22 protein-coding genes are annotated in these 20,900 nt (G+C 41.1%); 15 read left to right on the plus strand and 7 right to left on the minus strand.

From position 1 onward, the window contains the following. Positions 1–200 precede the first annotated feature (200 nt). The 10 genes from rlmN to EHQ62_RS05875 all read left to right on the plus strand — a co-directional run bounded on the left by rlmN (position 201) and on the right by EHQ62_RS05875 (position 11,566). A complete protein-coding gene (gene rlmN / locus EHQ62_RS05830; protein ID WP_135641259.1) occupies positions 201–1,262 on the plus strand; it encodes a 23S rRNA (adenine(2503)-C(2))-methyltransferase RlmN in 1,062 nt (353 codons plus the stop codon). Then, positions 1,246–1,533 carry a Cys-rich protein gene (locus EHQ62_RS05835; protein WP_135641260.1) on the plus strand — a complete coding sequence of 96 codons (288 nt, stop codon included), beginning with the start codon at positions 1,246–1,248 and terminating at the stop codon, positions 1,531–1,533. Before rlmN ends, EHQ62_RS05835 begins: the two co-directional genes overlap by 17 nt. Continuing rightward, on the plus strand, positions 1,530–3,236 hold the full coding sequence (locus EHQ62_RS05840) for an ArnT family glycosyltransferase (protein ID WP_135641261.1): 1,707 nt from the start codon (positions 1,530–1,532) through the stop codon (positions 3,234–3,236). Before EHQ62_RS05835 ends, EHQ62_RS05840 begins: the two co-directional genes overlap by 4 nt. A 337-nt stretch (positions 3,237–3,573) precedes the next feature. Then, on the plus strand, positions 3,574–4,086 hold the full coding sequence (locus EHQ62_RS05845) for a cytochrome c3 family protein (RefSeq protein WP_135641262.1): 513 nt from the start codon (positions 3,574–3,576) through the stop codon (positions 4,084–4,086). A gap of 24 nt (positions 4,087–4,110) precedes the next feature. Next, positions 4,111–7,236, plus strand: coding sequence for a TAT-variant-translocated molybdopterin oxidoreductase (locus tag EHQ62_RS05850; protein WP_208720635.1), 3,126 nt, complete (start codon positions 4,111–4,113; stop codon positions 7,234–7,236). Positions 7,237–7,255: 19 nt separating this feature from the next. Continuing rightward, on the plus strand, positions 7,256–8,629 hold the full coding sequence (gene nrfD, locus EHQ62_RS05855) for an NrfD/PsrC family molybdoenzyme membrane anchor subunit (RefSeq protein ID WP_135641264.1): 1,374 nt from the start codon (positions 7,256–7,258) through the stop codon (positions 8,627–8,629). 1 nt (position 8,630) lies between these two features. Next, entirely contained in the window at positions 8,631–9,197 is a 567-nt protein-coding gene (locus tag EHQ62_RS05860; RefSeq protein WP_135641265.1) for a DUF3341 domain-containing protein, read from the plus strand. Continuing rightward, positions 9,194–9,781, plus strand: a complete 588-nt coding sequence (locus EHQ62_RS05865; RefSeq protein WP_135641266.1) for a c-type cytochrome — start codon at positions 9,194–9,196, stop codon at positions 9,779–9,781. Before EHQ62_RS05860 ends, EHQ62_RS05865 begins: the two co-directional genes overlap by 4 nt. Before the next feature lie 8 nt (positions 9,782–9,789). Then, positions 9,790–11,040 carry a hypothetical protein gene (locus EHQ62_RS05870; RefSeq protein WP_135641267.1) on the plus strand — a complete coding sequence of 417 codons (1,251 nt, stop codon included), beginning with the start codon at positions 9,790–9,792 and terminating at the stop codon, positions 11,038–11,040. A 10-nt stretch (positions 11,041–11,050) separates the two neighbouring features. Then, positions 11,051–11,566, plus strand: coding sequence for an Lsa16 family lipoprotein adhesin (locus EHQ62_RS05875; protein WP_135641268.1), 516 nt, complete (start codon positions 11,051–11,053; stop codon positions 11,564–11,566). 123 nt (positions 11,567–11,689) lie between these two features. Here EHQ62_RS05875 and EHQ62_RS05880 read toward each other — a convergent pair whose 3' ends face one another. Continuing rightward, positions 11,690–12,100 (minus strand): hypothetical protein, encoded by a 411-nt coding sequence (locus tag EHQ62_RS05880; RefSeq protein ID WP_135641269.1) that lies wholly within the window; start codon positions 12,098–12,100, stop codon positions 11,690–11,692. Positions 12,101–12,426: 326 nt separating this feature from the next. On the opposite strand from EHQ62_RS05880, the gene EHQ62_RS05885 reads away from it, so the two are divergent. Beyond that, positions 12,427–12,882, plus strand: coding sequence for a MarR family winged helix-turn-helix transcriptional regulator (locus EHQ62_RS05885; protein WP_135641270.1), 456 nt, complete (start codon positions 12,427–12,429; stop codon positions 12,880–12,882). Positions 12,883–13,211: 329 nt separating this feature from the next. Here EHQ62_RS05885 and EHQ62_RS05895 read toward each other — a convergent pair whose 3' ends face one another. Beyond that, on the minus strand, positions 13,212–13,412 hold the full coding sequence (locus EHQ62_RS05895; protein WP_425269527.1) for a DoxX family protein: 201 nt from the start codon (positions 13,410–13,412) through the stop codon (positions 13,212–13,214). Between the two features lie 41 nt (positions 13,413–13,453). On the opposite strand from EHQ62_RS05895, the gene EHQ62_RS05900 reads away from it, so the two are divergent. Continuing rightward, positions 13,454–13,711: a hypothetical protein gene (locus EHQ62_RS05900; RefSeq protein ID WP_244241648.1), complete on the plus strand. Its 258-nt coding sequence runs from the start codon at positions 13,454–13,456 to the stop codon at positions 13,709–13,711. A 31-nt stretch (positions 13,712–13,742) separates the two neighbouring features. Beyond that, positions 13,743–14,396: an adenylate/guanylate cyclase domain-containing protein gene (locus EHQ62_RS05905; protein ID WP_135641272.1), complete on the plus strand. Its 654-nt coding sequence runs from the start codon at positions 13,743–13,745 to the stop codon at positions 14,394–14,396. A 96-nt stretch (positions 14,397–14,492) separates the two neighbouring features. On the opposite strand, the gene EHQ62_RS05910 is transcribed toward EHQ62_RS05905, so the two are convergent. Both EHQ62_RS05910 and EHQ62_RS05915 read right to left on the minus strand, forming a co-directional pair. Then, positions 14,493–16,319 (minus strand): AAA domain-containing protein, encoded by a 1,827-nt coding sequence (locus EHQ62_RS05910; protein WP_135641273.1) that lies wholly within the window; start codon positions 16,317–16,319, stop codon positions 14,493–14,495. Further along, complete coding sequence (locus tag EHQ62_RS05915; protein WP_135641274.1) at positions 16,304–17,155, minus strand: tetratricopeptide repeat protein; 852 nt, start codon at positions 17,153–17,155, stop codon at positions 16,304–16,306. The genes EHQ62_RS05910 and EHQ62_RS05915 overlap by 16 nt, the downstream gene beginning before the upstream one ends. Positions 17,156–17,234: 79 nt before the next feature. Here EHQ62_RS05915 and EHQ62_RS18545 point away from each other — a divergent pair, with 79 nt between their 5' ends. Then, complete coding sequence (locus EHQ62_RS18545; protein ID WP_167481422.1) at positions 17,235–17,390, plus strand: hypothetical protein; 156 nt, start codon at positions 17,235–17,237, stop codon at positions 17,388–17,390. Between the two features lie 19 nt (positions 17,391–17,409). Here EHQ62_RS18545 and EHQ62_RS05920 read toward each other — a convergent pair whose 3' ends face one another. Further along, entirely contained in the window at positions 17,410–18,240 is an 831-nt protein-coding gene (locus tag EHQ62_RS05920) for a crotonase/enoyl-CoA hydratase family protein (protein WP_135641275.1), read from the minus strand. Continuing rightward, positions 18,237–19,163, minus strand: a complete 927-nt coding sequence (locus EHQ62_RS05925) for a prolipoprotein diacylglyceryl transferase (RefSeq protein ID WP_135641276.1) — start codon at positions 19,161–19,163, stop codon at positions 18,237–18,239. Before EHQ62_RS05925 ends, EHQ62_RS05920 begins: the two co-directional genes overlap by 4 nt. Before the next feature lie 151 nt (positions 19,164–19,314). On the opposite strand from EHQ62_RS05925, the gene EHQ62_RS05930 reads away from it, so the two are divergent. Further along, the gene (locus EHQ62_RS05930) at positions 19,315–19,761 is read left to right on the plus strand and encodes a DoxX family protein (RefSeq protein ID WP_135641277.1); all 447 of its coding nucleotides are present in this window, start codon (positions 19,315–19,317) and stop codon (positions 19,759–19,761) included. 109 nt (positions 19,762–19,870) lie between these two features. Here EHQ62_RS05930 and EHQ62_RS05935 read toward each other — a convergent pair whose 3' ends face one another. Then, positions 19,871–20,872 (minus strand): M23 family metallopeptidase, encoded by a 1,002-nt coding sequence (locus EHQ62_RS05935; protein ID WP_135641278.1) that lies wholly within the window; start codon positions 20,870–20,872, stop codon positions 19,871–19,873. Positions 20,873–20,900: the final 28 nt, after the last annotated feature.

A 20,900-nucleotide genomic window follows, 5' to 3' on the forward strand; every position in this document is an offset into this window, starting at 1 on the left:
CTCACTAGAGACTAGGCTTTTGAATCACGTCCACTAAGTCAATGTCCATTTCCCCATGGAATCTTCCCTGTTTGTGACGATTCTATGAATTTAGACTTGTTCTATTGGGCTTTTTGGAGTAAGACAATTAGAAAGAGTGTAATTTCTTGTCCCCGAAGGTGGCAAAGAAAAGATTGGCTAATGGTAAAAGGACCTACACAATGAAAGAGGAAACCCCAGTTCTCAAAGGGAAAACCAAAAAAGAACTAGAAGAGATATGTGTTTCCTTAGGTCTTGAAAAATACCGAGCGGCACAAATTTATACTGGAATTTATAAGAGTCGTTATACGACAATTGATCAGTTTACAACCCTTTCCAAAGAAGTCAGGGAAAAATTAAAAGAACACACCCTCTATCCAGAAATTGAAATTGGAAGGGACTTGGTTTCCAAAGAAGATGGAACAAGAAAATTTACCTTCTACGTTGGTGAAAACAAAGAGATCGAAGCAGTATGGATCCCTTCCGGCGACGGTGGCCGAAAAACCATTTGTATCTCCTCTCAAATTGGCTGTACCCTCAATTGTAAATTTTGTGCCACAGGGCTTCTCGAATACAAAGGCAATTTGCACACTTGGCAAATCCTCGACCAAGTTTTGCAAGTGGAACGCCTCGTCGGGGACCGTGCCACAAACATTGTGTTTATGGGAATGGGGGAGCCCATGCACAATTATTTTTCCGTAATGAAAGCGGCCCATATCCTACGGGACAAGGATGCCTTTGGACTTGGGGGCCTTCGGATCACCATCTCCACAGCAGGTGTGACGACAGGGATCAACCGTTTCATCGAAAACAAAGAACCATTTAATTTTGCGATCTCACTGAACCACCCAAATCCAAATGCACGTTCTTCTGTTATGGATGTGAATGATAAACACCCATTGGAAAAACTCATCGAAACTGCCAAACGGTTCACAAAGGAACTAGATCGTGCTGTCACTTTTGAATATGTAATGATCCCCGATGTAAACATGGGCCGTGACAATGCAGAACGGCTCGCAAAAATTGCAAGGTCTGTGAACAAATGTAAGATCAATGTGATCCCACTCAATACAGATTTTACGGGATGGCGTCGGCCAACCGATGAAGAAGTGAAAGAATTTGTGATGCATCTCAAAGCGAAAACGACTGCACCCATTCTCAATCGCCGAAGTCCTGGACGGGACATCAATGGCGCTTGTGGGATGTTAGCTCTCAAAGGAATTCGAAGTGAAACAACAAAATAAGTGGATATTGGTTTTGTTTTTGGCCTTAAGTTTTTCCAACTGCCAAGACATTGTGGAACAAAAATGCCAATTGGCATGTGAAAAATTTGTCTCTTGCACAGAAGAGGAGCTAAAACTCACTCTTGCACCCGATGTGAAACGAACAGGACGCATCCAATGTATGGATGGTTGCACCACTCATAATAGTGATATCTTACAGTGTTTTGACCAAGAACCAAACTCATGTAAGGGGTTTGGCCAATGCCTTGTCCAAATAGGTACATTTGAATGAAAGATACACTTTCTCCATCGGAACGGATTTTTTATCGAATTTTATTGCTTATGGCGTCACTGCCAATCCTATTCACATTGCCATTGGATGTGATTGATATCGATAGTGCACAGTATGCTGGCATCAGCCGTGAGCTTGTTCTCTCCAATGACTTTTTTACACTCATTGATAATGGTAGACGTTACTTAGACAAACCCATCTTAACATTTTGGACAGTGGCCACTTCCTTTTTCTTTTTTGGCATTAACAACATTGCCTTTCGGATCCCTGCGATTTTTTTAAGTTTGTTATCTGTTTATTCCATCTATCGCATTACCATTTTATCAGGTGGAAAAGAAAGACAGGGTTATTTGGCATCCATTGCGTATTTACTCGCTCCTGGAGTGTATGCGATGATCGTAGATCCAAAAATCGATGTCTACCTCACTGCCTATTTAGTGTTTACCTATCATTTTTACTATTTAGGTAGAAAACAAAATCCCAATTATTTTTACCTGATGTACCTTATGATGTCTTTGGGTTTTATCACAAAAGGTCCTATCTCTGTTTTTATCCCTGCCATTTCGATTGGTGGGGACATCTTATTCCGAAGGGATTGGAAACTGTTACTTTCAATGAGAATTCCCACTGGGATTTTTGTTTTAATTTCATTACCAGCGCTTTGGTGTTATTTTTTATACCAAAACTTCAATTCCTATGGACCGGTTTTCTTTTTATGGATCCAATCCTTCGGTAGATTTTACCGTGAGATGTACGACATCAAGTTTGATCCATTTTACTTTTACAAATCCTTTTCATGGGCTTTCTTTAGTGGGCTGATACCCATGGTCATCTATCTCAGTTTCCATTCCTACCAATATGTGAAATCCCTTGGTTGGAAGGAAATTCTAAGAAAGATCCGAGCCAATGAATACAAAGAAATTGATTTTGTGATTCCATTTTGGGTGTTTCTCTTTTTGTTCCTCATCTCGTTTTCAAGATACCCACTCCCGCAATACACCTACTGGGTACTTCCCGCTGCTGCTTTGTATTTTGGTAAAATTATGGAAGAGAGTTTGTTCCAGTCCAATGTCGCAAGGCTCAGACCTTCCTTTCTCATTGCAGGAATTGTTTATTTGGTGGGTTATTTTTTATTCCCTGTTTTTGTATCGGATGTAGGGATATTGTATTATGTGTTTGGTGCCATAGGGATACTATTCATTTTACTATCAGCACAACTCATCCCTTTGGAAATCCTTCTCACCCTTGTCGGAGCAACTTTATTTTTTAGTGCCATCAGTTTGCAGTTCTATCCACTGCTCACAAGTTACCAACCATCCCGTGAATTTGGTGCCAAAATCAAAGAATTGGAACCAGGGGAACCTGTTGTGTATACGTATTGGATGTCCAATTCCAAACGATCGTATGGGTTTTATGCAGAACGAAATTTTAGGAATATCTACGATAAGGAAAAATTGGATCGATTGTGGGCAGAAAAACCAGAACGACTGATGATTTTGCCTTCAGAAAAACTCACTCAATTGCAAGAGATGGCAGGGCCTTCCTACGAAATCATCCCTGTCCTGGAAAAGGATTCTTTCAAAGTGGCAACACCAACCATCACCTTTCTCAAAAAAGAGACAAGAAACCTCGTCACAAAGAAAATTTCTTTGGTTTGGGTGAAAAAAAAGCAGGGGAAATCTTTAAAAAACTCGAAAGTATAACTAGGCTAAATTGTGTAAGTCTGGTTTTTAGGGCCCTTCGATGTCAAAGTCAGGGCCTTTTTTTTTGCCCTCACAGGATTCTCTTTAGGATTTCTCTGTTTTTTGGCATTTGCCTTCTCCTTATGCCCTTCCTCCTCCTTTTAAAATTCTAACATTTGTTTGGTGGTGGAAGGGTTGGTTTTTGAGACTTAGTTTCAACTAAGAATGTTCTGAAAAAATTTCAGATTATGTCTCTTTTTATGTTTTTTCGCATCCAAAACCCTTACATACTTGCTTTTTTTCGGATTTTACCTTTCCTTGTCAGAAGACAGTGTAAACGGATTCAGGAAATCTGCGAATGAATATAAAAATACTCAAGATCTCTGTGCCTATCGTTGCTGTAGCAGCGCTTGCATATTTGATTTTTTCACCTAGCCGTTATGTGGGCTATTCACCCGACCAGCCCATCCCCTTCAACCATAAGATACATGCAGGCGATAACAAGATCGACTGTAAGTATTGCCATACTGGCGTTGAAAACTCGGCCCATGCCACAGTTCCCCCAAGTTCCACTTGTATGAACTGCCATGGAGCAGGTAACGTAGCGGGAAACCAAGAACATGTTAAGTGGCTCAAAGCTCAATACGATAGTAACACTCCAGTTTCCTGGGTGAAGGTCCATGACCAACCAGACTTCGTATACTTCAACCACTCAAGACACGTGCAACGCGGCGTTGATTGTTCCACATGTCATGGCAACATGGCAGAGATGGTAAAGGTTAGACAGTCCAAGTCCCTCAATATGGGATTTTGTGTCGATTGCCATAGAGAGAACAATGCTCCTAACGATTGTTCTACGTGCCACAGATAATCGGGAGACAAGTAATAATTTATGATGAAAGACGATAGTTTCCAAAAAGAAAAAAAATCGCTTTGGCAGTCTTATGAACTTCGCGGTACTTCTCGCGAAAAAGAACTCCAAAAACAAGAGTTCTACAAATCACCAGATCCATTGATTGCAAAAATCAAAAAGGGTGACTTTGATAGAAAAACATTCCTTAAGTTTATGGGTGCATCGGTTGTGATGACAACTGTTGGTTGTATCCAAAAACCTGCTGAAAAAATTGTTCCTTATGTGAACCTAACCATTAAAAATCCAGACAACAACGAAGTAGAACAATATGACTTCGTAAAACATGGACACTCTTACCACTATGCATCAGTATGCGGTGGATGTTCTGTTGGTTGTGGGGTTCTCGTAAAAGCAAAAGATGGCCGTCCTTTAAAACTCGAAGGAAACCCAAGCCACCCAATTTCAGAAGGTGCTTTATGTGCTTCTGGGCAAGCTTCTATTTTTGATCTTTACGACGCAGACCGTGCAAAAGAACCACAACAAATTGTGAATGGTGTCGCTAAATCTAGTGACTGGTTTGTTCTGGATAAAGACGTAAAAGAAAAGTTACAAGCAAACAAAGGAAAGACGGTAATTGTAACCAAACCTCTTTCTTCTCCTGCAACCAAAGAATTTGTTTCTGAATTTTTACGTTCTGTAGGTGGTGGAAAACACTTAGAAGTGGCTTTTGCTTCTTCTGATGATGCCATTACCATCGCACAAGAAAAATCATACGGAAAAGCAGTTCTACCGAACTACCACTTTGACAAAGCAAAAGTAATCCTTTCGATTGATAGTGATTTCTTAAACCAAGTCAACTACCACAATGACTTTTCGAAACGCAGAGACTTACAAAAAAACTCGAAATCGATGAATGTTTTCATCGCAGCAGAATCGCATCCGTCTATGACAGGATCGAATGCTGACCAAAGAGTTCCATTAAAACCTGGTGACCAAAGAAAGTTTGCCCTGCTCATTGCGAAGGCTCTCTCTGATTTGGGAGTGGGTGGAGCAACTGGTGTTTCCGGAATCAACGTGGATACAACAGCTTCTGAACTTGGAATTTCCAAAGAAGTTGTGGTTCGCACTGCGAAAGCATTAGCTTCTGCGAAGGGTGAATCCCTTGTGGTTTCTGGTGGTTCCAACACATTAACAGAAGATGCAGTGGATTTACAAATCGCTGTGAACATGTTAAACAGCATGCTCGGTAACGATGGAAAAACCATCGATGCTGGAAATCCTTTGAAAGAAGGAAAATCCAATTACGCTGAAAACTTAAAATCTCTTGCAAAAGACTTAAAAGAAAGAAAGGCCGGAGTGGTCATCCTTTATGGTGTGAACCCTGTGTATGAAGCGCCAAATGGGGATGAGTGGAAAAAACTCCTCCATGAAGCAGCACAAGTGGTTCAAGTTTCTGACCGTGCGGATGAAACTGCCCTTGCTTCCAACTGGCTTGCGCCAGTATCACACTTCCTTGAGTCTTGGGGTGATAACGAATCTGTAGCTGGGGTTGTTGCCATCCAACAACCAACCATCAGACCTCTATTCCAATCCAAAGCATTTGAAGATATGCTCATTGGTTGGGCTGGCGGAAAGTTACTTGGTTCCGAGTCGCTCTATGAATACCTCAAAGCAAAATACTCGAAAAAAACCAATTGGGAAGACTTACTTCGCAAAGGTGTCCTTGTTTCTGGAAATCCAAAAGCGGACAAAGCAGGTCGTTCTTTCCGAGGGACCATTACACCACTTGCACCTAGCAAATCTGGTTTAACTGTTGCCCTTTACGAGAGTACAGCTCTCGGAACAGGAGAAAGAGCAAACAACTCCCAACTCCAAGAACTTCCAGATCCAGTTTCCAAAGTGACTTGGGACAATTATGTGGCAATCAGCCCACAATACTCTCGTTCGTCGGGAATCAAACTAAACGATGTGGTGACAGTAACCGTAAATGGAAAGTCTTTTGAGCTTCCAGCGCTAGTACAACCAGGGCTTCATCCAGAAGCAGTGGGAATTGCCCTTGGTTACGGAAGGACAAACGTTGGTGAGATTGGAAACGGTGTTGGTAAAAATGCGAGTCTCCTTGCGGCCGAAGTAAATGGAGCTTTTGTTTACTCTGGTTTATCCATCACTCTTTCCCCAACTGGAAAAAAATACAAACTCGCTACCACTCAGGACCACCATATGATGAGCCCGGGTGTGATGATGGGTGTGGAATGGAAAGAAAGACCTCTTATCATTTCCGCAAAACTACAAGACTATTCTAAAAATCCAAGTGCAGGAATCCCAGAACCTGAGATCCCAAAAATCTTAGTCGATGGCAAACTGCAAAGGGCTCAAGGTGCAAACGCTCCTTCTGACCAACCAGGAAGCCAATTTGCTTACCCAGGATACAAATGGGGAATGGCAGTGGACCTTACTTCTTGTTCAGGTTGTGGTGCTTGTGTTGTTGCATGTAACATTGAAAACAACGTGCCGATGGTAGGACGTGACGAAGTGAGAATGGGTCGTGAGATGCATTGGCTTCGAATTGACCGTTACTACATCGGTGATCCTGAAAAACCAGAATCACTTGAAATTGCCCACCAACCTTTGATGTGCCAACATTGTGATAACGCTCCTTGTGAGACAGTTTGTCCAGTGGCTGCCACCGTTCACAGTTCAGAAGGAACAAACGACATGGTTTACAACCGTTGTGTGGGAACACGTTATTGTTCCAACAACTGCCCTTACAAAGTGCGTCGTTTTAACTGGTTAGAACATTGGAATGAACACAGCTTACTTGGTGATGCAACTCCTACATTTAAGGCTCGTCCTCCAAGAAACCTTGGTTTGAACCCAGATGTAACTGTTCGTTCTCGAGGGGTGATGGAAAAATGTAACTTCTGTGCGTCTCGAGTCGCTGAGAAAAAAATCGCAGCGAAAAACGAAGGCCGCACTCTGAAAGATGGGGAAGTGAAAGCCGCTTGTGAACAAACTTGTGCCTCTGGTGCCATTGTGTTCGGTAACGTAAACGATCCTGAATCAAAAGTAGCGAAGCTCTTGAAAGACCCTAGGTCTTACAAACTTCTGGAATACCTAAACATCGGACCTGCTGTCAATTATTTGACCCGAGTTCGAAACGAAGTTTAACAGGGAGAACACAAAGGGAATGTCATTAACACAAGCAGTTAGAGATAAATTAGATATCCCCGACCTGGTCACAGGCGGGAAATCGCTTAAAGATGTAACCGTTGATATCGCAAAACCAAACGAAGATTTCCCAACCAAACTTTGGTGGAATACTTTCTTGTTGGTTCTTACGATCACCCTGATTGACGTAGCCATTATCGGTTATTTGTTTTACGAAGGCCTTTACCTCCTTGGGATCAACAACCCAGTTGGTTGGGGATTTTTCGTCGTTAACTTCGTATTTTGGATTGGTATCGGTCACGCAGGAACTTTGATTTCTGCCGTTTTATACCTGTTCCGCCAAGGTTGGAGAACAGGGATCAACCGTGCTGCGGAAGCGATGACCATCTTTGCCGTTCTTGTAGCGGCATCGAACCTCATCCTCCACGTCGGTCGTCCATGGCTTGGATTTTGGCTCTTTCCATATCCAAACGAAAGAGGTCCACTTTGGGTGAACTTCCGTTCCCCACTGATCTGGGATACATTTGCGGTTTCCACATACCTTTCGATTTCGATGGTGTTCTGGTATTTGGGTCTTATCCCTGACCTTGCAACACTCAGAGATCGTGCCACAGAAACTTGGAGAAAGAACTTATACAACATCCTCGCCTTTGGTTGGGTTGGATCGGCGAGAGCTTGGTCTCATTTGGAAATCGTTTCCATGATCCTTGCAGCACTTTCCACTCCACTCGTTCTTTCGGTGCATACGATCGTATCCTTCGACTTCGCGGTTTCCATCCTCCCAGGTTGGCACACGACCATCTTCCCTCCATACTTCGTTGCCGGTGCGATTTTCTCCGGATTTGCGATGGTGGTAACCCTTATGGTCATTGCTCGTGAAGTGTTCAACTTAAAGAACTACATCACGATGAAACACTTGGACAACATGAATAAAATCATGATGGTGACAGGTCTTATCGTAGGTCTTGCTTACGGAACAGAGTTTTTCATCGCTTGGTATTCTGGAAACGAATATGAAGGATTTGCATTCTGGAACAGAGCATTTGGACCGTATGGTTGGGCTTACTTCATTATGATCTCCTGTAACGTATTGTCACCGCAAGTTTTCTGGTTCCGCAAACTTCGTTACAACATCCCAGTGATGTTTATTGCCTCACTTGTGGTAAACGTGGGTATGTGGTTTGAACGATTTGTGATCATGATGACACTGAACCGTGACTTTTTACCATCCAGTTGGGCCATGTATACACCAAGTCTTTTCGACTACGCGATGTTAATCGGAACGTTTGGTATCTTCTTTACTCTCTTCCTTCTCTGGTGCCGAATCATGCCAGTGATTGCCATTGCAGAAGTAAAAACAGTGATGCCACAAAAAGAAGGAGCACACCACTAGTATGTATCTTCCAAAATTAGAACAGTTTCACAAATACAAAGAAATGGATGAAGGTGTACTCGGGATTTTTGACACTCCTGAAGCCATTATGCATGCTGCGGAGAAAACAAAGGCAAAGGATTACATCGGATTCGATTGTATCCTCCCTTACCCAGTGCACGGAATAGACGAAGCCATGGGAACACCAAGGTCAGGTCTTCCTTGGGTCACTTTCTTTGCTGGGATTTTTGGATGCACCATTGGGATTTTATTCCAATACCTAACACATGCACATGACTGGCCTCTCAATATTTCGGGAAAGTCTCTCAATGCATGGTTTGCGTATGTGCCAATCATCTTTGAATTAACTGTATTCTCGGCAGGGATTTATACCGTTGCTGCTTTATGTTTTTTAAGCGGTATTCCCAAAGCAACTCGTCGTATCCTTCACCCGGATTTGACGTCTCATAAATTCGGCCTTTGGATTCCAAAGTCTGCAAAGGGTTATAACGAGTCCGATGTGGTTTCGTTTGTAAAAAGCCTTGGCGGATCCGAAGTCACCGTAGTGAAACCGGAGAACCAAAAATGAAACAAAACATCTTTCGAGTTTTCGCACTCGCGGCAGTCGTTTTTGTCGCAAACTGTGATTATAAAACTCCTGTTTATGAATACTTTCCGAATATGTATGACTCTCCTGCAAGAGAGTCACAAGAGGATGATTCGTTTGCATCCAATGGATCGGCTTCGCGTATCCCACCCAAAGGTGCGATCCCAGTCGGATACTATCCATACCCTTATGCAACTGTGGCGACACCAGACTTACTCAATGGTCCTGACAAAGGGTTAAAGAACCCGATCGCTAAAGCGAGCTTAGGGGACCTGATGATTGGAGAAAAACGCTACCAAACATACTGTACCCCATGCCATGGAGTACAAGGTTTAGGAAATGGAAATGTTGTTGGACCAGCTCCAAGATTTGAAGGTCCTGTGCCTGCACTTGTCTCTGATATTGTGAAAGGTTGGACTGATGGACAAATCTACCACATCATCACGATGGGCCGGGGTCGCATGGGAAGTTATGCTTACCAGATCGAGCCAGAAGACAGATGGAAGCTCATTGCTTACATCCGCAAACTTCAAGAATATGAAGTGAAAAATAAAAAGGCGAACTAGGGGAAATTATGAGCTCTACAAAAGCAGCGAAACTAGACGAATCATTATTGCAGTTCAAACTGCCAGTGTCCGTTCGTAATGCACTCATTGCCATGATCGGAGTGGGAGTGGTGAGTTTTCTCATCGCCTTTTTTGGATTTGGACATGAGACGTCTCGCCATATGGACGAGGCTGGTCATTTCCACCATACGAATTTAGGATACCATATTTTACTCATTGGCGCTTACTTCGTGATTGGACTTGCCATTACAGGAATTTTCTTTACGGCAATCCAACACCTAACAGGATCTCAGTGGTCTGTAACGGTTCGTAGGATTTTTGAAACATACGGACTTTTTGCACCAGTGGCAGGACTTCTACTTGTAGGTGTGATCTTTGGCATGCATGATTTGTATGAATGGGCAGATGCTAGTGTTCGTGAAAACGACCACCTCATCCACCACAAAGCAGGTTATTTAAATCCAACTGCTTTCATCATCCGATGTGTACTATTCATTGGTGTGTGGTCTGTGTTTGCTTACATTTTCCACGGAAAATCGGTAGGCCAAGACAAAGACAAAGTTGTAGATACCACAAAGACTCTTGCCAAGATTTCGGGAGGGTTCATCCTCTTCTTCGCATTGTCCTGGTGCCTCATGTCATTTGATTTACTCATGTCACTTTCCCCACATTGGTTCTCAACCATGTTTGGTGTGTATGCGTTTGCCGGTGCGTTCCAAACTTCTCTTGCATCGTATTTGATTGTCATTGCGATTCTCAAGAAAAATGGATTTCTCGGCGAAGCAGTGAATGAAAACCATTACCATGACATTGCAAAGTTTTTACTTGGAATGACAACGTTTTGGGCCTATGTGGGATTCTCTCAGTTTATGCTCATTTGGTATGCAAACATCCCAGAAGAAACTTTTTTCTATGAGATGCGTATGACTGGAGGTTGGGGGTACACAACACTTATCCTTCCATTTGTGAAGTTTGTGATTCCGTTCCTACTATTACTCAATCGTCCAAACAAACGAAACATCGATTTCCTTTGGAAACTTGCGGCTTGGATCTTACTTGTTCAGTTCTTTGAACTTTTCTGGTTGGTATTCCCTGCAAACTTTGAAAAATTTTCAATCCTTCACTTTGTTTTAGCTTTCGGCGGCACTGTGGGTGTGGTTGGTCTTTTTGGTTTCTTTGTCTTCAAAAAGTTCGAAAAACATAGTTTAGTTCCGGTTGGTGACCCTCGTTTGGACGAGTGCCTTCACCACCACCAATAGGAGAATTGTTTTGAAACAAAAATTAGTAACACTACTTATTGTTGGAATGAGCGTAACCGCTTGTTCCAAAAACGCTGAAGTGACTTGGCACAAAAATTGTGATGCCAAAACCAACAAAGCAAGTTTGGATTTTACAGTTCCATTGTATTCAGAACCAGATTCTAATTCGAAAGTAGTAGAGTTTGTCCCTGTTGGAACGGTTGTAAAAGTATTTGATGCACGTAATCATAACGTATGGGCACCGAAGTATTTTGTGAAAATTCAAACTGCGAAAAACGAAGGTTATATGAGCCCTAAATGTTTTGTTGTCGGACAAGATCCGGCAAAAAGCGTTTGGAGGTATTCAAAAGGTCTAGTCACTGATTCTAAACCTTTTTACGATCCAAGTGACAAAGCTCATTACCCAAGAGGGACTGAGTATTCAAACTTAAAGGACCTTTCAAAAGAAAAAATCCCTTTATCTGAACTCACAAAAGGTTTGGAAGAAGGGCCATATGTTAACAAAAACATGTTAAAACAAAACTAAACTGTTTTTGTAAAAGAATGGTAGAAAATTGTTAGAGGGAATCATTCCGCTAACAATTCTTCCGAAAAAGACCCAAGGGAAACTTTGGGTCTTTTTTTTTTAGAGGGTACCTTCGATTGTTAGTTACCCTTTCAGGTTTTCTTCTGATTTTGTGAGAGTGAATCCTTCATAGAATACAATTGCCAATATCACAATCTTTTCCCAAATAAAATAGAAGGCACCAATGGTTTGGATCTCATTCCAATGTTTGATGAGGAAAAACATGGACAATCCACAATAACCCAAGTTTCCAATGATCACACCAACTAAAAATAATTTCCATTGTTTTGGCCTTTGGATGAAGCAGGTATTGGAATAAAAAAACAAAAACCCGGCAAAAATTCCTAAGTTATAAAGTGCATCCAGCGGCATTCCAAATATGGGCTGAAAGGGAACGATCACCGCAAATAACACGAGTAAGGAAATGGATGCTCCGAAGGCATCGAGAAAAAAAATGGTATGGGGTTGGAAATGTTTGAAAAGTTTTTGTAACATCAATTGAATCCTAGTTTGTTATACTCCTAATTTTCGAAAAGAGCAGCGTTTCACTTTTTCCCCTATAACCGCAGTTTACGATAGGAGTTAGATCCACATTCACCAAATGTAACCTTTTTTGTAATCCATTTCACCAAGAAAAAATTTGTTTTTGATTTTTCATACAGATTGGATTCGAACGAATAATCTAGGATTTCCCTGGTCCAAATGCATCATAAGGACTATCCAAAATCCAATCATTGATCCGAATTTCGAAATTTATAGATTTACAAGAAATATATATCTTAGATACTAAGATAATTATCAAGTAAGATAAATGAGCTCTAATGGAAATTGAAGATTTTAAAAAAACAACACGTCTGTATTTTGAAACTGCACTTACTATGCACGAAACCATCGCTCGGCATGTTGGGCTTTCTGGGACAGACCATAAATATTTAGGATACTTGATTGAGAATGGTGAGATGTCAGCTGGTGAACTGACAAAATTGACTGGGCTTTCAACTGGTGCAATCACCGGAGTCATTGATCGTTTAGAAAAAGCAAAATTAGTAAAAAGAAAATTTTTACCTTCTGATCGAAGGAAGGTAATCATTGTTCCAAATTTGGAAAAAGCAAACCAATTGTTTTCACCTATCTTTAAAAAATTACAAAAAGAAACAGAACAATTGATCAATAGTTTTTCCAATCGAGAATTAGAAGTAGTCCATCGGTATTTTGAATCTGCGATAGGGATCATGGATAAAGTTTCAAAAAATTTAAAGGAAAAGAATGAGATATGAATGGTAGTTTTGAAAAATATTTTGTAATCATGTCTTCGATTGGGATTCAGGAGGTAACAAATTTTATCGGTAACCATTCCTTGTTGATTGCCAAGTATTCTTTATTTTTAAATTTATTAATTTATTTTTTGATGAATGGAGCGCAAATATTTGAAACTTTAGTTTTTGTTCCGCGTTGGGCTAGTGGTCAAGAACCAAACTTGGGAATTCTGAATTACTTTCGGGTTTTTATTTTTATTGGAATTTCGATTTTGATGATTCCGCTCGTCTTAAAAATTATGTAGGTGAATGGTTAATGCATTCACCCACATGGATTCATACCTCTGTTTTTAAAAATTCCAGAAAAGGCCTTTAACTTTTGGATTTCGTAACGAGATTCCTGCGAAGAGAAGGATTCCAATGTAAACAGGAAATAGGGTGTGGCTCCATAGTGGATTATCGACTCGTAAGTGGATGGTAACGGCACCCTCTAGATAACCTGTGAGTAGGAGGGCTCCAATGGCTGCGGTTTTAGGAATGGCCAGATGAATTTGTTTCGAAGGGTTGTCCGCTCAATAATTTAGGTCAAGAAATGCCTTCAATTGATCCTGAATTCCAAAAAAAAGCCAAAGAACTTTTGTCCAATTGGATTCAGAACACCAAAACCTTTTTGTATATAGCCAGAAAGAAAAAAATCATAAAGCCAAATACAGATACATTCAAACTTGCAGAGTTTATCGTAACCTTCCAAGAAGCTACATTCGCCATGGATAAGGTAATGAATGATCGTAATGTTTATGATTCTTTATATTGTTCGTTTCGAGACCATCTTCGATCGCTTTGCCATTGACATTTCGTTCAAAGAGATTATACTCCCTCACATGGGTCAAAAACGTGCGATTGCTACCTCCGCCTCTGAAGAACGATTGGAAAAATTATTGGAAGAAAGGTTAAGCCCCGGCTCTAACCAAGACTTCATCGACAAACGAATTTGGGATTTGTTTGGAGAAACATGGTGTGTGATGTTTACCGACCTTTCTGGATTCTCTAGGGGAGTTGCCAAATTTGGAATCATTCATTTTTTACAAACCATCTATGAATCCCAACGAATCCTCATCCCAGTCTTAGATGAGTTTGATGGAATCCTTATGAAAGATGAAGGGGATAGCCTAATGGTTCTCTTTCGAAATACCAACAAAGCGATCCAATGTGCCATCCAGATGCAAAAAGCCTGTAAACGCTACAATGAAGGACGGGTTCTGGAAGAACAGATCCTCCTCTGTGTAGGCCTAGGGTATGGCAAAATTTTAAAAATTGGAGATACAGATGTATTTGGAGCAGAAGTGAACGCTGCATCCAAGTTAGGGGAAGATACTGCAAAAGCTTGGGAGATTCTTGTGACGAATGCGGTAAAAGAAAACGCAGATGAAACTACCGATTTTGATTTTGAACCGATTAAAGAAATTCCACCTGGCTCCGATGGTGCTTTTAAACTTGTGTATACCCTGGATGAACCAAAGTGGGTTGTTTTGTAAATAGCCACCTTCCCTTAGAGACCAAGATCTCAAACGAAAGGATTACAATTTTGAATCTGGTAGATGGAACTTGTACATTCAAATTAGAAATCTGATTCATTTCATAAATTCATAGATGGAGCGGATTTCCCCATTTGCTTCGACGTAGTTGTATAGGTCTTGGAATTCCTTGTGCACACAAAGGGTTGCAGAATCACCTACAAGGATCATATAAGATTTCGCTCGTGTGAGAGCCACATTCAACCGTTTTGGGTTCAGTAAAAAACCGATTTCCCCATCAGGGTTGGAACGAACAAAACTTAAAATCACAATTTCAGATTCTCTGCCTTGGAAGGAGTCGATGGTTTGGGTCAAAAATTTACCATCGGATTTTTGGATTAATTTTTCCACCTGGCCTCTGTATGGTGAAATGACGACAGATTTATCTTTGGGTAAACCTTTTTCAAAAAAACTTTGAATCAAATCCACTTCTGTTTCATTATAAAAACTAAGTTCCTCTCCTTCTGTTCCTTCCAAAGAATCACTCCCAGCTGTATCGATCCAAAGCAGATGAGAGTCGGTTCCGAAAATTTCAGTAAAAGCAGGGGAGTGCAAAAAACTTAGATCGGGGTGTGTGAATACTTTGTTTTCATAATAATTTGTATTCGGGAATCCAAGGATTTCTGGTTTCATCCGAAACTGTTTGTTTAAAAAGATAACTCGTTCCCCGGAATCCCCTTCGATAACTTTTTCTAAAAAGCTATTCACGGATTCATGGTCTGGGTGGTTGTAATTCACTGCTAATTGTTTTGGATCACCGAAGAAAAATGTTTTTTTCCCTGAGAAGAAGGCCATATAACAACCTGGATCCACACTTTGGGTGGCTTCATCTACAAACACATAATCGAATTGCCTACCTTTTTTAAATTCTGCACCAAATCCAGAAAAGGTAGATACGATGAGTTCACTTGTATCCAGTAGTTTTGTTCTAATATTGGATTCTGCTTCTCGAATGGTTTGCAGTAAAAATTTTGCTTCTCTACGCAGTTGGTTTCGCTCTTCTCTTTCTTCTTTGCCAAAGTTACGTTTCCAAGAATTGATTTTTTTCTGAATGGCTTTTAGTTCTGTTTGCCAATTTTGGATTTGTTTTTGGTCGGGATGTGTTTGGATGAGGTGGTCTAAGTGATAGGGTAAGACATCGTCTTTGATTTTAGTGGAATTTCCAAGACGAATCACTCGGATTCCATTTTTGATTGCTTGTTCTACAATGTAATCACAAGCAAAATTGGTTGGGCAAAGGGTTAATACAGATTCCTTTCTTTTTTTGATTTGGTCCACAGCTTGCATGAGTAAGGTGGTCTTTCCTGTTCCAGGTGGCCCAAACACCATTCCATAATCAGCGATGGAAAAAATCCTATCAATTGGTGGGAGATCCATTGTTTTTTTGGGAGGAGTCGGTTTGTCTCCCTTCCCATAACCTAAACACCAATTGAGTTTTTTGTAAGAATCGGATTCTCGTTCATTCCGAACCTTTCCTATGATTTCATTGTACAAATCATAAGTGGATTCAGGAAACCATTTGGAGATCGTGTAGTTTTCGCTTTCCCAATCGTAATCTCCTCTCACTTGGATGGTGAATTTTGAATCCTTCCATTGGTATACATTCCCATAAATGGATTCGTTTTGGCTTTGGACAAGGACGGGAACACCTGGTTTTAACCATAGTTTGGATTTGTTAGAAAGAACTACTTGGAACTCGGCACGCCAGGTATTTCCAACGAGAAATCGAATTTCAATCAGTTCAGCCGATTTGATGGCCCCAAACTGTGATTCCTTTTCTAAAAAAAGATTTCGTTCCATTTCTCTTTCTTTTTTGAGTAAGGATTCAATAAAGTTTAATTCTTCTTCTAGAGAACCAAACGTTTGTTTTATGGCTCTTCCCATTCAATGTTCTCCAAGGTAGTAAAAAAACCATTCCGAAGCAGTGGTGCAAAATCAATGAAATCAGCAGCTTTCAGAAACAAAGAGTCTTCTATGGAATATGCTTGGATGAGATTATTGGCCGCTTCATCAACTTTTCCCAATCGGCAATGTGCTCTTGCTAGGATGATCAGTGTTTCTGGATCAATTTCTTTACAATATTCGATATGTGTACGTATGGAAGTCAGCGCATTCTCAGGGTCTTCTGCATCAAGGTAACAAAGTGCAAGTAAATCATAGTGGAGGAATTCCTCTGGTGCCACCATCTTCAGGGATTTTTTAAGAGAGGCGAGTGCGGAGTTAAAATCACCTCTTGAAAAGTACAATGACCCGAGTTCTGCCCAAATGTCTTTTCTATCGATGCCACGTCCATTACTCAAATGTTCTTGTGAAAGGGCTTTTTTTAAGACTTCAATCGCTTCTTCTGATCGTTCCATATCTTTCAGTAGAGAAGCAAGTAAGAGATAGTTTTCTAAGTAGGAAGGGAATTGCAGGATACTTTTTTGTAATAGGACTTTTGCAGATTTAAATTTTTTCAGTTTGATGAGGTATCGCGAATAAACAGTGATACTCAAAGGGTGTGATGGATAGTTTTGGACAATGTCTTGGAAAACAGATTCGGTTTCCTTTGGATTTCCAACCGAGTACAAACACCATGCTTTCTTCGCTTTGATTTTGATGAGAGTTGATTCGTCTTTTGTATATGCTTCACTTTGTGCATAAACATTAAATGCACGTGTAAAATCCTTTTCCTCTTCCAATTGTTTTGCTTCACGGATCAGAGAAAAAAAAGGGTTCATCGATTTTTTTTACTTCAGGAAATCACGGAATCGCCGATGGGTAGAATAGGGAGTAAAGATTGTAAAAGGAGGTCCAATTATGGTTCCATCTACACCTATTAATCCAATTGTCAATTTGCCAAAGGAAATTTTCCAGGCACAAAACCAACTCACAGAAAAACTGATGAAGTTGGCCGTGGAAGAGAAAGTGGGTCCAGTGGCAAAAAGCGAAAGGTTACTCGACATCTACTGTTAAATGTTTTCGCGTAGACTGTTTAATCCACTCGGGTTTCTGGATTGAAAACCGGTCGTTTTCGTTCCATAAACCCACCAATGGCACTGCGGAAATCTTTTGAATCAAGCATACTTGCATTCCAAACCGCCACATAGTCTAACCCTTCTTCGATGGTTTTTCCGATTCCATGATTTAGCACCTGTTTTACCCCGCGGATTACGATCGTAGGGTTCTCTGCAATTTCTTCTGCTGTTTTTAGGCCAGCTTCTAATAAAGAATCGAAGTCTTTTGTTACCTTTGTGACAAGGCCCATCTGAAAGGCATCACTGGCTGTGATGTCTTTTCCTGTAAGGGCAAGTTCTCTTGTATGGGCATTTCCAATGAGGTGGGGGAGCCTTTGTAAAGAACCCATGTCGGCAACAATGGCAACTTTCGATTCACGAAGTGAAAATACTGCATCCTCTGACGCATAACGTATGTCACATGCAGAAACCAAATCAAGCCCACCTCCAATACAATGTTTTTGGACAAGGGCAATGGAAGGTTTTTTCGAATTGTAAACAGCATTGATTCCTTTTTGCATGGTGAGGATGAGTTGGTAGAGTTTTTCTCTACCATCTGCAAATTCCCCTTGCACAACCGGTTTAAATTCCTGGAAAAACTCTTCCAAATCAAGACCTGTTGAGAAGGATTTCCCTTTGCCTGCAATCAGAAATGCATGGATTTTCGGATCAGCATTGATTTCATCCACCATATCGGGAAGGTCCCGCCAAAAAGGCCAGTTCATGGCATTCCGTTTTTCAGGGCGGTTCAACCAAAGGATTCCAATATTTTTTCTTCTTTCGATTGTAAAAAAAGGAGAGGGGTTCATGCGTTTGTTTCTTCCTTTAACCAAAGTTTTTTGGAGAACATTAGATACACACCAAAAAGGATAAGGGCGATGGATATGTATTGGGACTGTGAAAATCCATGCCAGTAATAGCCAGTGAGAAATGTTGGGTTCCCATTCGCATCTGGGATATTCACTAGAGTTGGTGGTTCAATAAAAGGAATCACAGCTTTATTCACTCGTAAAAACTCAATGATGAGCCTTGCAAATCCATGGATGATAAGAAACTGGGCCCCAATACTCCACTTACGAAAATTTTGGTAACGCGCCCAAAATTGAAAATAGGAAAAATAACCAAATGCCATGATGGACTCCATCACAGGGGTATTCCAAACGGGAACTCCTGACGGGTGTGCTCCCTGGAATTCAAAAACAAAAAATGGAATCCTTTCATCAGTGGCAAATCCGTAACATCCATCTCCACTCACAAAACAACCAAGCCTACCAATCGCATAACCCATGCTAATGGCAGGGATTACCGCATCATAATAAGCGCCAATATCGAGTTTGTAATAGCGAAAGTACAAAGTGATGAATAACCATCCAAAGAGTAGGCCACCAAAAAATACGAGTCCACCACCACTGAAAAGAGAAGACCAAAGTCCAGGATGACCGGGAAATCCATTCCAATGCGTAAGAGGGTAGGTGTACTTTCCATCGTAACCTGGGACATCGATGAACACTTGGTCCCAAATTTCAAAGATAAAGAAAATTTTTGCCCCGATGAGTGTGCCTAAAATCCCAAGGAAAATCAACCAATCGGAATGGTTTGGGTCCAATTTTTTTCGTTCTAGTTCTTTTGGGAGAAGATAGGAACCAACGAGGAAAGCTAACATCATTAGAAGGCTGAAGGTGGAGAGACCCTCCCAGCCAAAAGGATTGGGAATCGGAATTCGATCTAACATAGGGGAAAGGGTAAAATCTTTGCTTTTTGGGGAAAGGAGAATTTAAGGCAAATCAAGTGAGAAAAAGAGAGGGAAAAAATAAGATAAAATTAACTTGACCCTAGATGGTTTAATATTAAACTATCCAATATCGATCTAAGGAGATTTGACAATGTTTGATACTCTATTTTCTACTTCTGGGGACATCATCCCTCTGATTCTTCGCATCACGGCGTTTGTTGTGATTTTCCCACACGGTGCGCAAAAACTTCTCGGTTGGTTTGGGGGTTACGGATTCAAAGGAACCTATGGTTTTTTTACAGGGACTATGAAATTCCCAGGATTCCTTGCCGTTCTCATCATCCTCGGTGAATCTTTTGGGCCAGTGTTATTACTCGTTGGATTTTTAACTAAATTTGCCGCTCTATCAATCGCCATCATTATGTTTGGTGCTGCTTTTATCGCTCATAGACATAACGGTTTTTTCATCAATTGGAATGGAAACCAAAAAGGGGAAGGGTATGAATTTCATATCTTAGCAATGGGCCTTTTACTTGCACTCATCGTGGGTGGAGCTGGTGTGTATTCCGTTGATTTTAATTTGATTGGAAAGTTCTAATTCAGATTGTTTTCGATTGTTTTGGCTCTGATGCGAGTCAGGTAAAATCATTTTGAACGAACCCAACCTTCTCCTAAAGTCATTTAGGGAGGTTGGTTTTTTAATTGGATCAATCTAAGTTGATGTATTCTTCCGGATCCAGAGGAGCATCCAGACCAATCCGCACTTCGTAGTGTACGTGTGCCCCCGTCGCCTTTCCGGTTTGTCCTACAAGGGCAATTTTATCCCCACGTTTCACACGGTCTCCCGGGTTTACGAGGATTTGCGAGCAGTGGCCATACAAAGTAAAAAATCCATTTTCATGGTTGATCCGAACGGATTTTCCAAGTCCCCCCACTGCTGTATCCACGGCAATGATCCCAGGCCCTGTTGCATAAATGGGTGTTCCTTCCCCTGCAGCAAAGTCAATCCCTGAGTGGTACTCTCCGACGGGTAAAATTCCAAAGGGATCACTGCGGTAACCGAATGTTGAAGTGACAACACCGACACCAGGTTTTAAAGGTCGACCCCTTGGCATGGAATAAAATATACTTTCCCGCATGGAAAGGTAATCAATGGCATTTTGGAAATTGGGAACTAGGTTTCCAAGTCTTACACCAAACTGGGTATAGGTGGTCACAACTTGTTGGAACAGAAGTAAATTGGAATCGAGTTCACTTGCATCTTTACGAAACTCTTCTTTGAGAAGGTAATCTTGTGTGATCATTTCCTTTTCTGGAATTTCTTCCCAAGCAAGTAAATTGAGTGATTCGGTCATGGATTCCAATTCTTCTACCGACTCACGGAGGTCTTTGGAGAGTAGGTCGTAGAAGAGAAAGGAGACAAGTTGGGTTTCTGTTTTTTTCTCTAAGGAAAGATTCCGTTCAAAGAAAAAGGAAAAATAGAGGAGGAGGGCAAAGGAGAGTAAAACAAGAGAAACAGAAAGTCCAAAAAGAAACCCGAGCATTCCTACCGAAATTTCAATTTGGGCGAGGGGTTTTTCGTCATTGGGGATGAGGACAAAACTCACCTTCTCTCGGCTTCGGGAAATCCACTTTTGTAAGCGTTTTTTCCACCGTAAATGCGCAATTTGGAGCCTTTCGTAGGCGGTTGTGACGTAAGTTTCTGCCAATGTTCGTTATCCAGCCAATTTTTTCCTT

Origin of the sequence: Leptospira jelokensis (assembly GCF_004769635.1) — a bacterium.
GTDB classification, from domain to species: domain Bacteria; phylum Spirochaetota; class Leptospiria; order Leptospirales; family Leptospiraceae; genus Leptospira_A; species Leptospira_A jelokensis.

Coding starts and splice junctions, on each gene's coding strand:
- EHQ62_RS18545 (WP_167481422.1), top strand. CDS start 17,235: ATGGTTCCATCTACACCTATTAATCCAATTGTCAATTTGCCAAAGGAA.
- EHQ62_RS05930 (WP_135641277.1), top strand. CDS start 19,315: ATGTTTGATACTCTATTTTCTACTTCTGGGGACATCATCCCTCTGATT.
- EHQ62_RS05880 (WP_135641269.1), bottom strand. CDS start 12,100: ATGTTACAAAAACTTTTCAAACATTTCCAACCCCATACCATTTTTTTT.
- EHQ62_RS05905 (WP_135641272.1), top strand. CDS start 13,743: ATGGGTCAAAAACGTGCGATTGCTACCTCCGCCTCTGAAGAACGATTG.
- EHQ62_RS05920 (WP_135641275.1), bottom strand. CDS start 18,240: ATGAACCCCTCTCCTTTTTTTACAATCGAAAGAAGAAAAAATATTGGA.
- EHQ62_RS05885 (WP_135641270.1), top strand. CDS start 12,427: ATGGAAATTGAAGATTTTAAAAAAACAACACGTCTGTATTTTGAAACT.
- nrfD (WP_135641264.1), top strand. CDS start 7,256: ATGTCATTAACACAAGCAGTTAGAGATAAATTAGATATCCCCGACCTG.
- EHQ62_RS05900 (WP_244241648.1), top strand. CDS start 13,454: ATGCCTTCAATTGATCCTGAATTCCAAAAAAAAGCCAAAGAACTTTTG.
- EHQ62_RS05870 (WP_135641267.1), top strand. CDS start 9,790: ATGAGCTCTACAAAAGCAGCGAAACTAGACGAATCATTATTGCAGTTC.
- EHQ62_RS05910 (WP_135641273.1), bottom strand. CDS start 16,319: ATGGGAAGAGCCATAAAACAAACGTTTGGTTCTCTAGAAGAAGAATTA.
- EHQ62_RS05860 (WP_135641265.1), top strand. CDS start 8,631: ATGTATCTTCCAAAATTAGAACAGTTTCACAAATACAAAGAAATGGAT.
- EHQ62_RS05840 (WP_135641261.1), top strand. CDS start 1,530: ATGAAAGATACACTTTCTCCATCGGAACGGATTTTTTATCGAATTTTA.
- EHQ62_RS05845 (WP_135641262.1), top strand. CDS start 3,574: ATGAATATAAAAATACTCAAGATCTCTGTGCCTATCGTTGCTGTAGCA.
- EHQ62_RS05865 (WP_135641266.1), top strand. CDS start 9,194: ATGAAACAAAACATCTTTCGAGTTTTCGCACTCGCGGCAGTCGTTTTT.
- EHQ62_RS05915 (WP_135641274.1), bottom strand. CDS start 17,155: ATGAACCCTTTTTTTTCTCTGATCCGTGAAGCAAAACAATTGGAAGAG.
- EHQ62_RS05925 (WP_135641276.1), bottom strand. CDS start 19,163: ATGTTAGATCGAATTCCGATTCCCAATCCTTTTGGCTGGGAGGGTCTC.
- rlmN (WP_135641259.1), top strand. CDS start 201: ATGAAAGAGGAAACCCCAGTTCTCAAAGGGAAAACCAAAAAAGAACTA.
- EHQ62_RS05850 (WP_208720635.1), top strand. CDS start 4,111: ATGAAAGACGATAGTTTCCAAAAAGAAAAAAAATCGCTTTGGCAGTCT.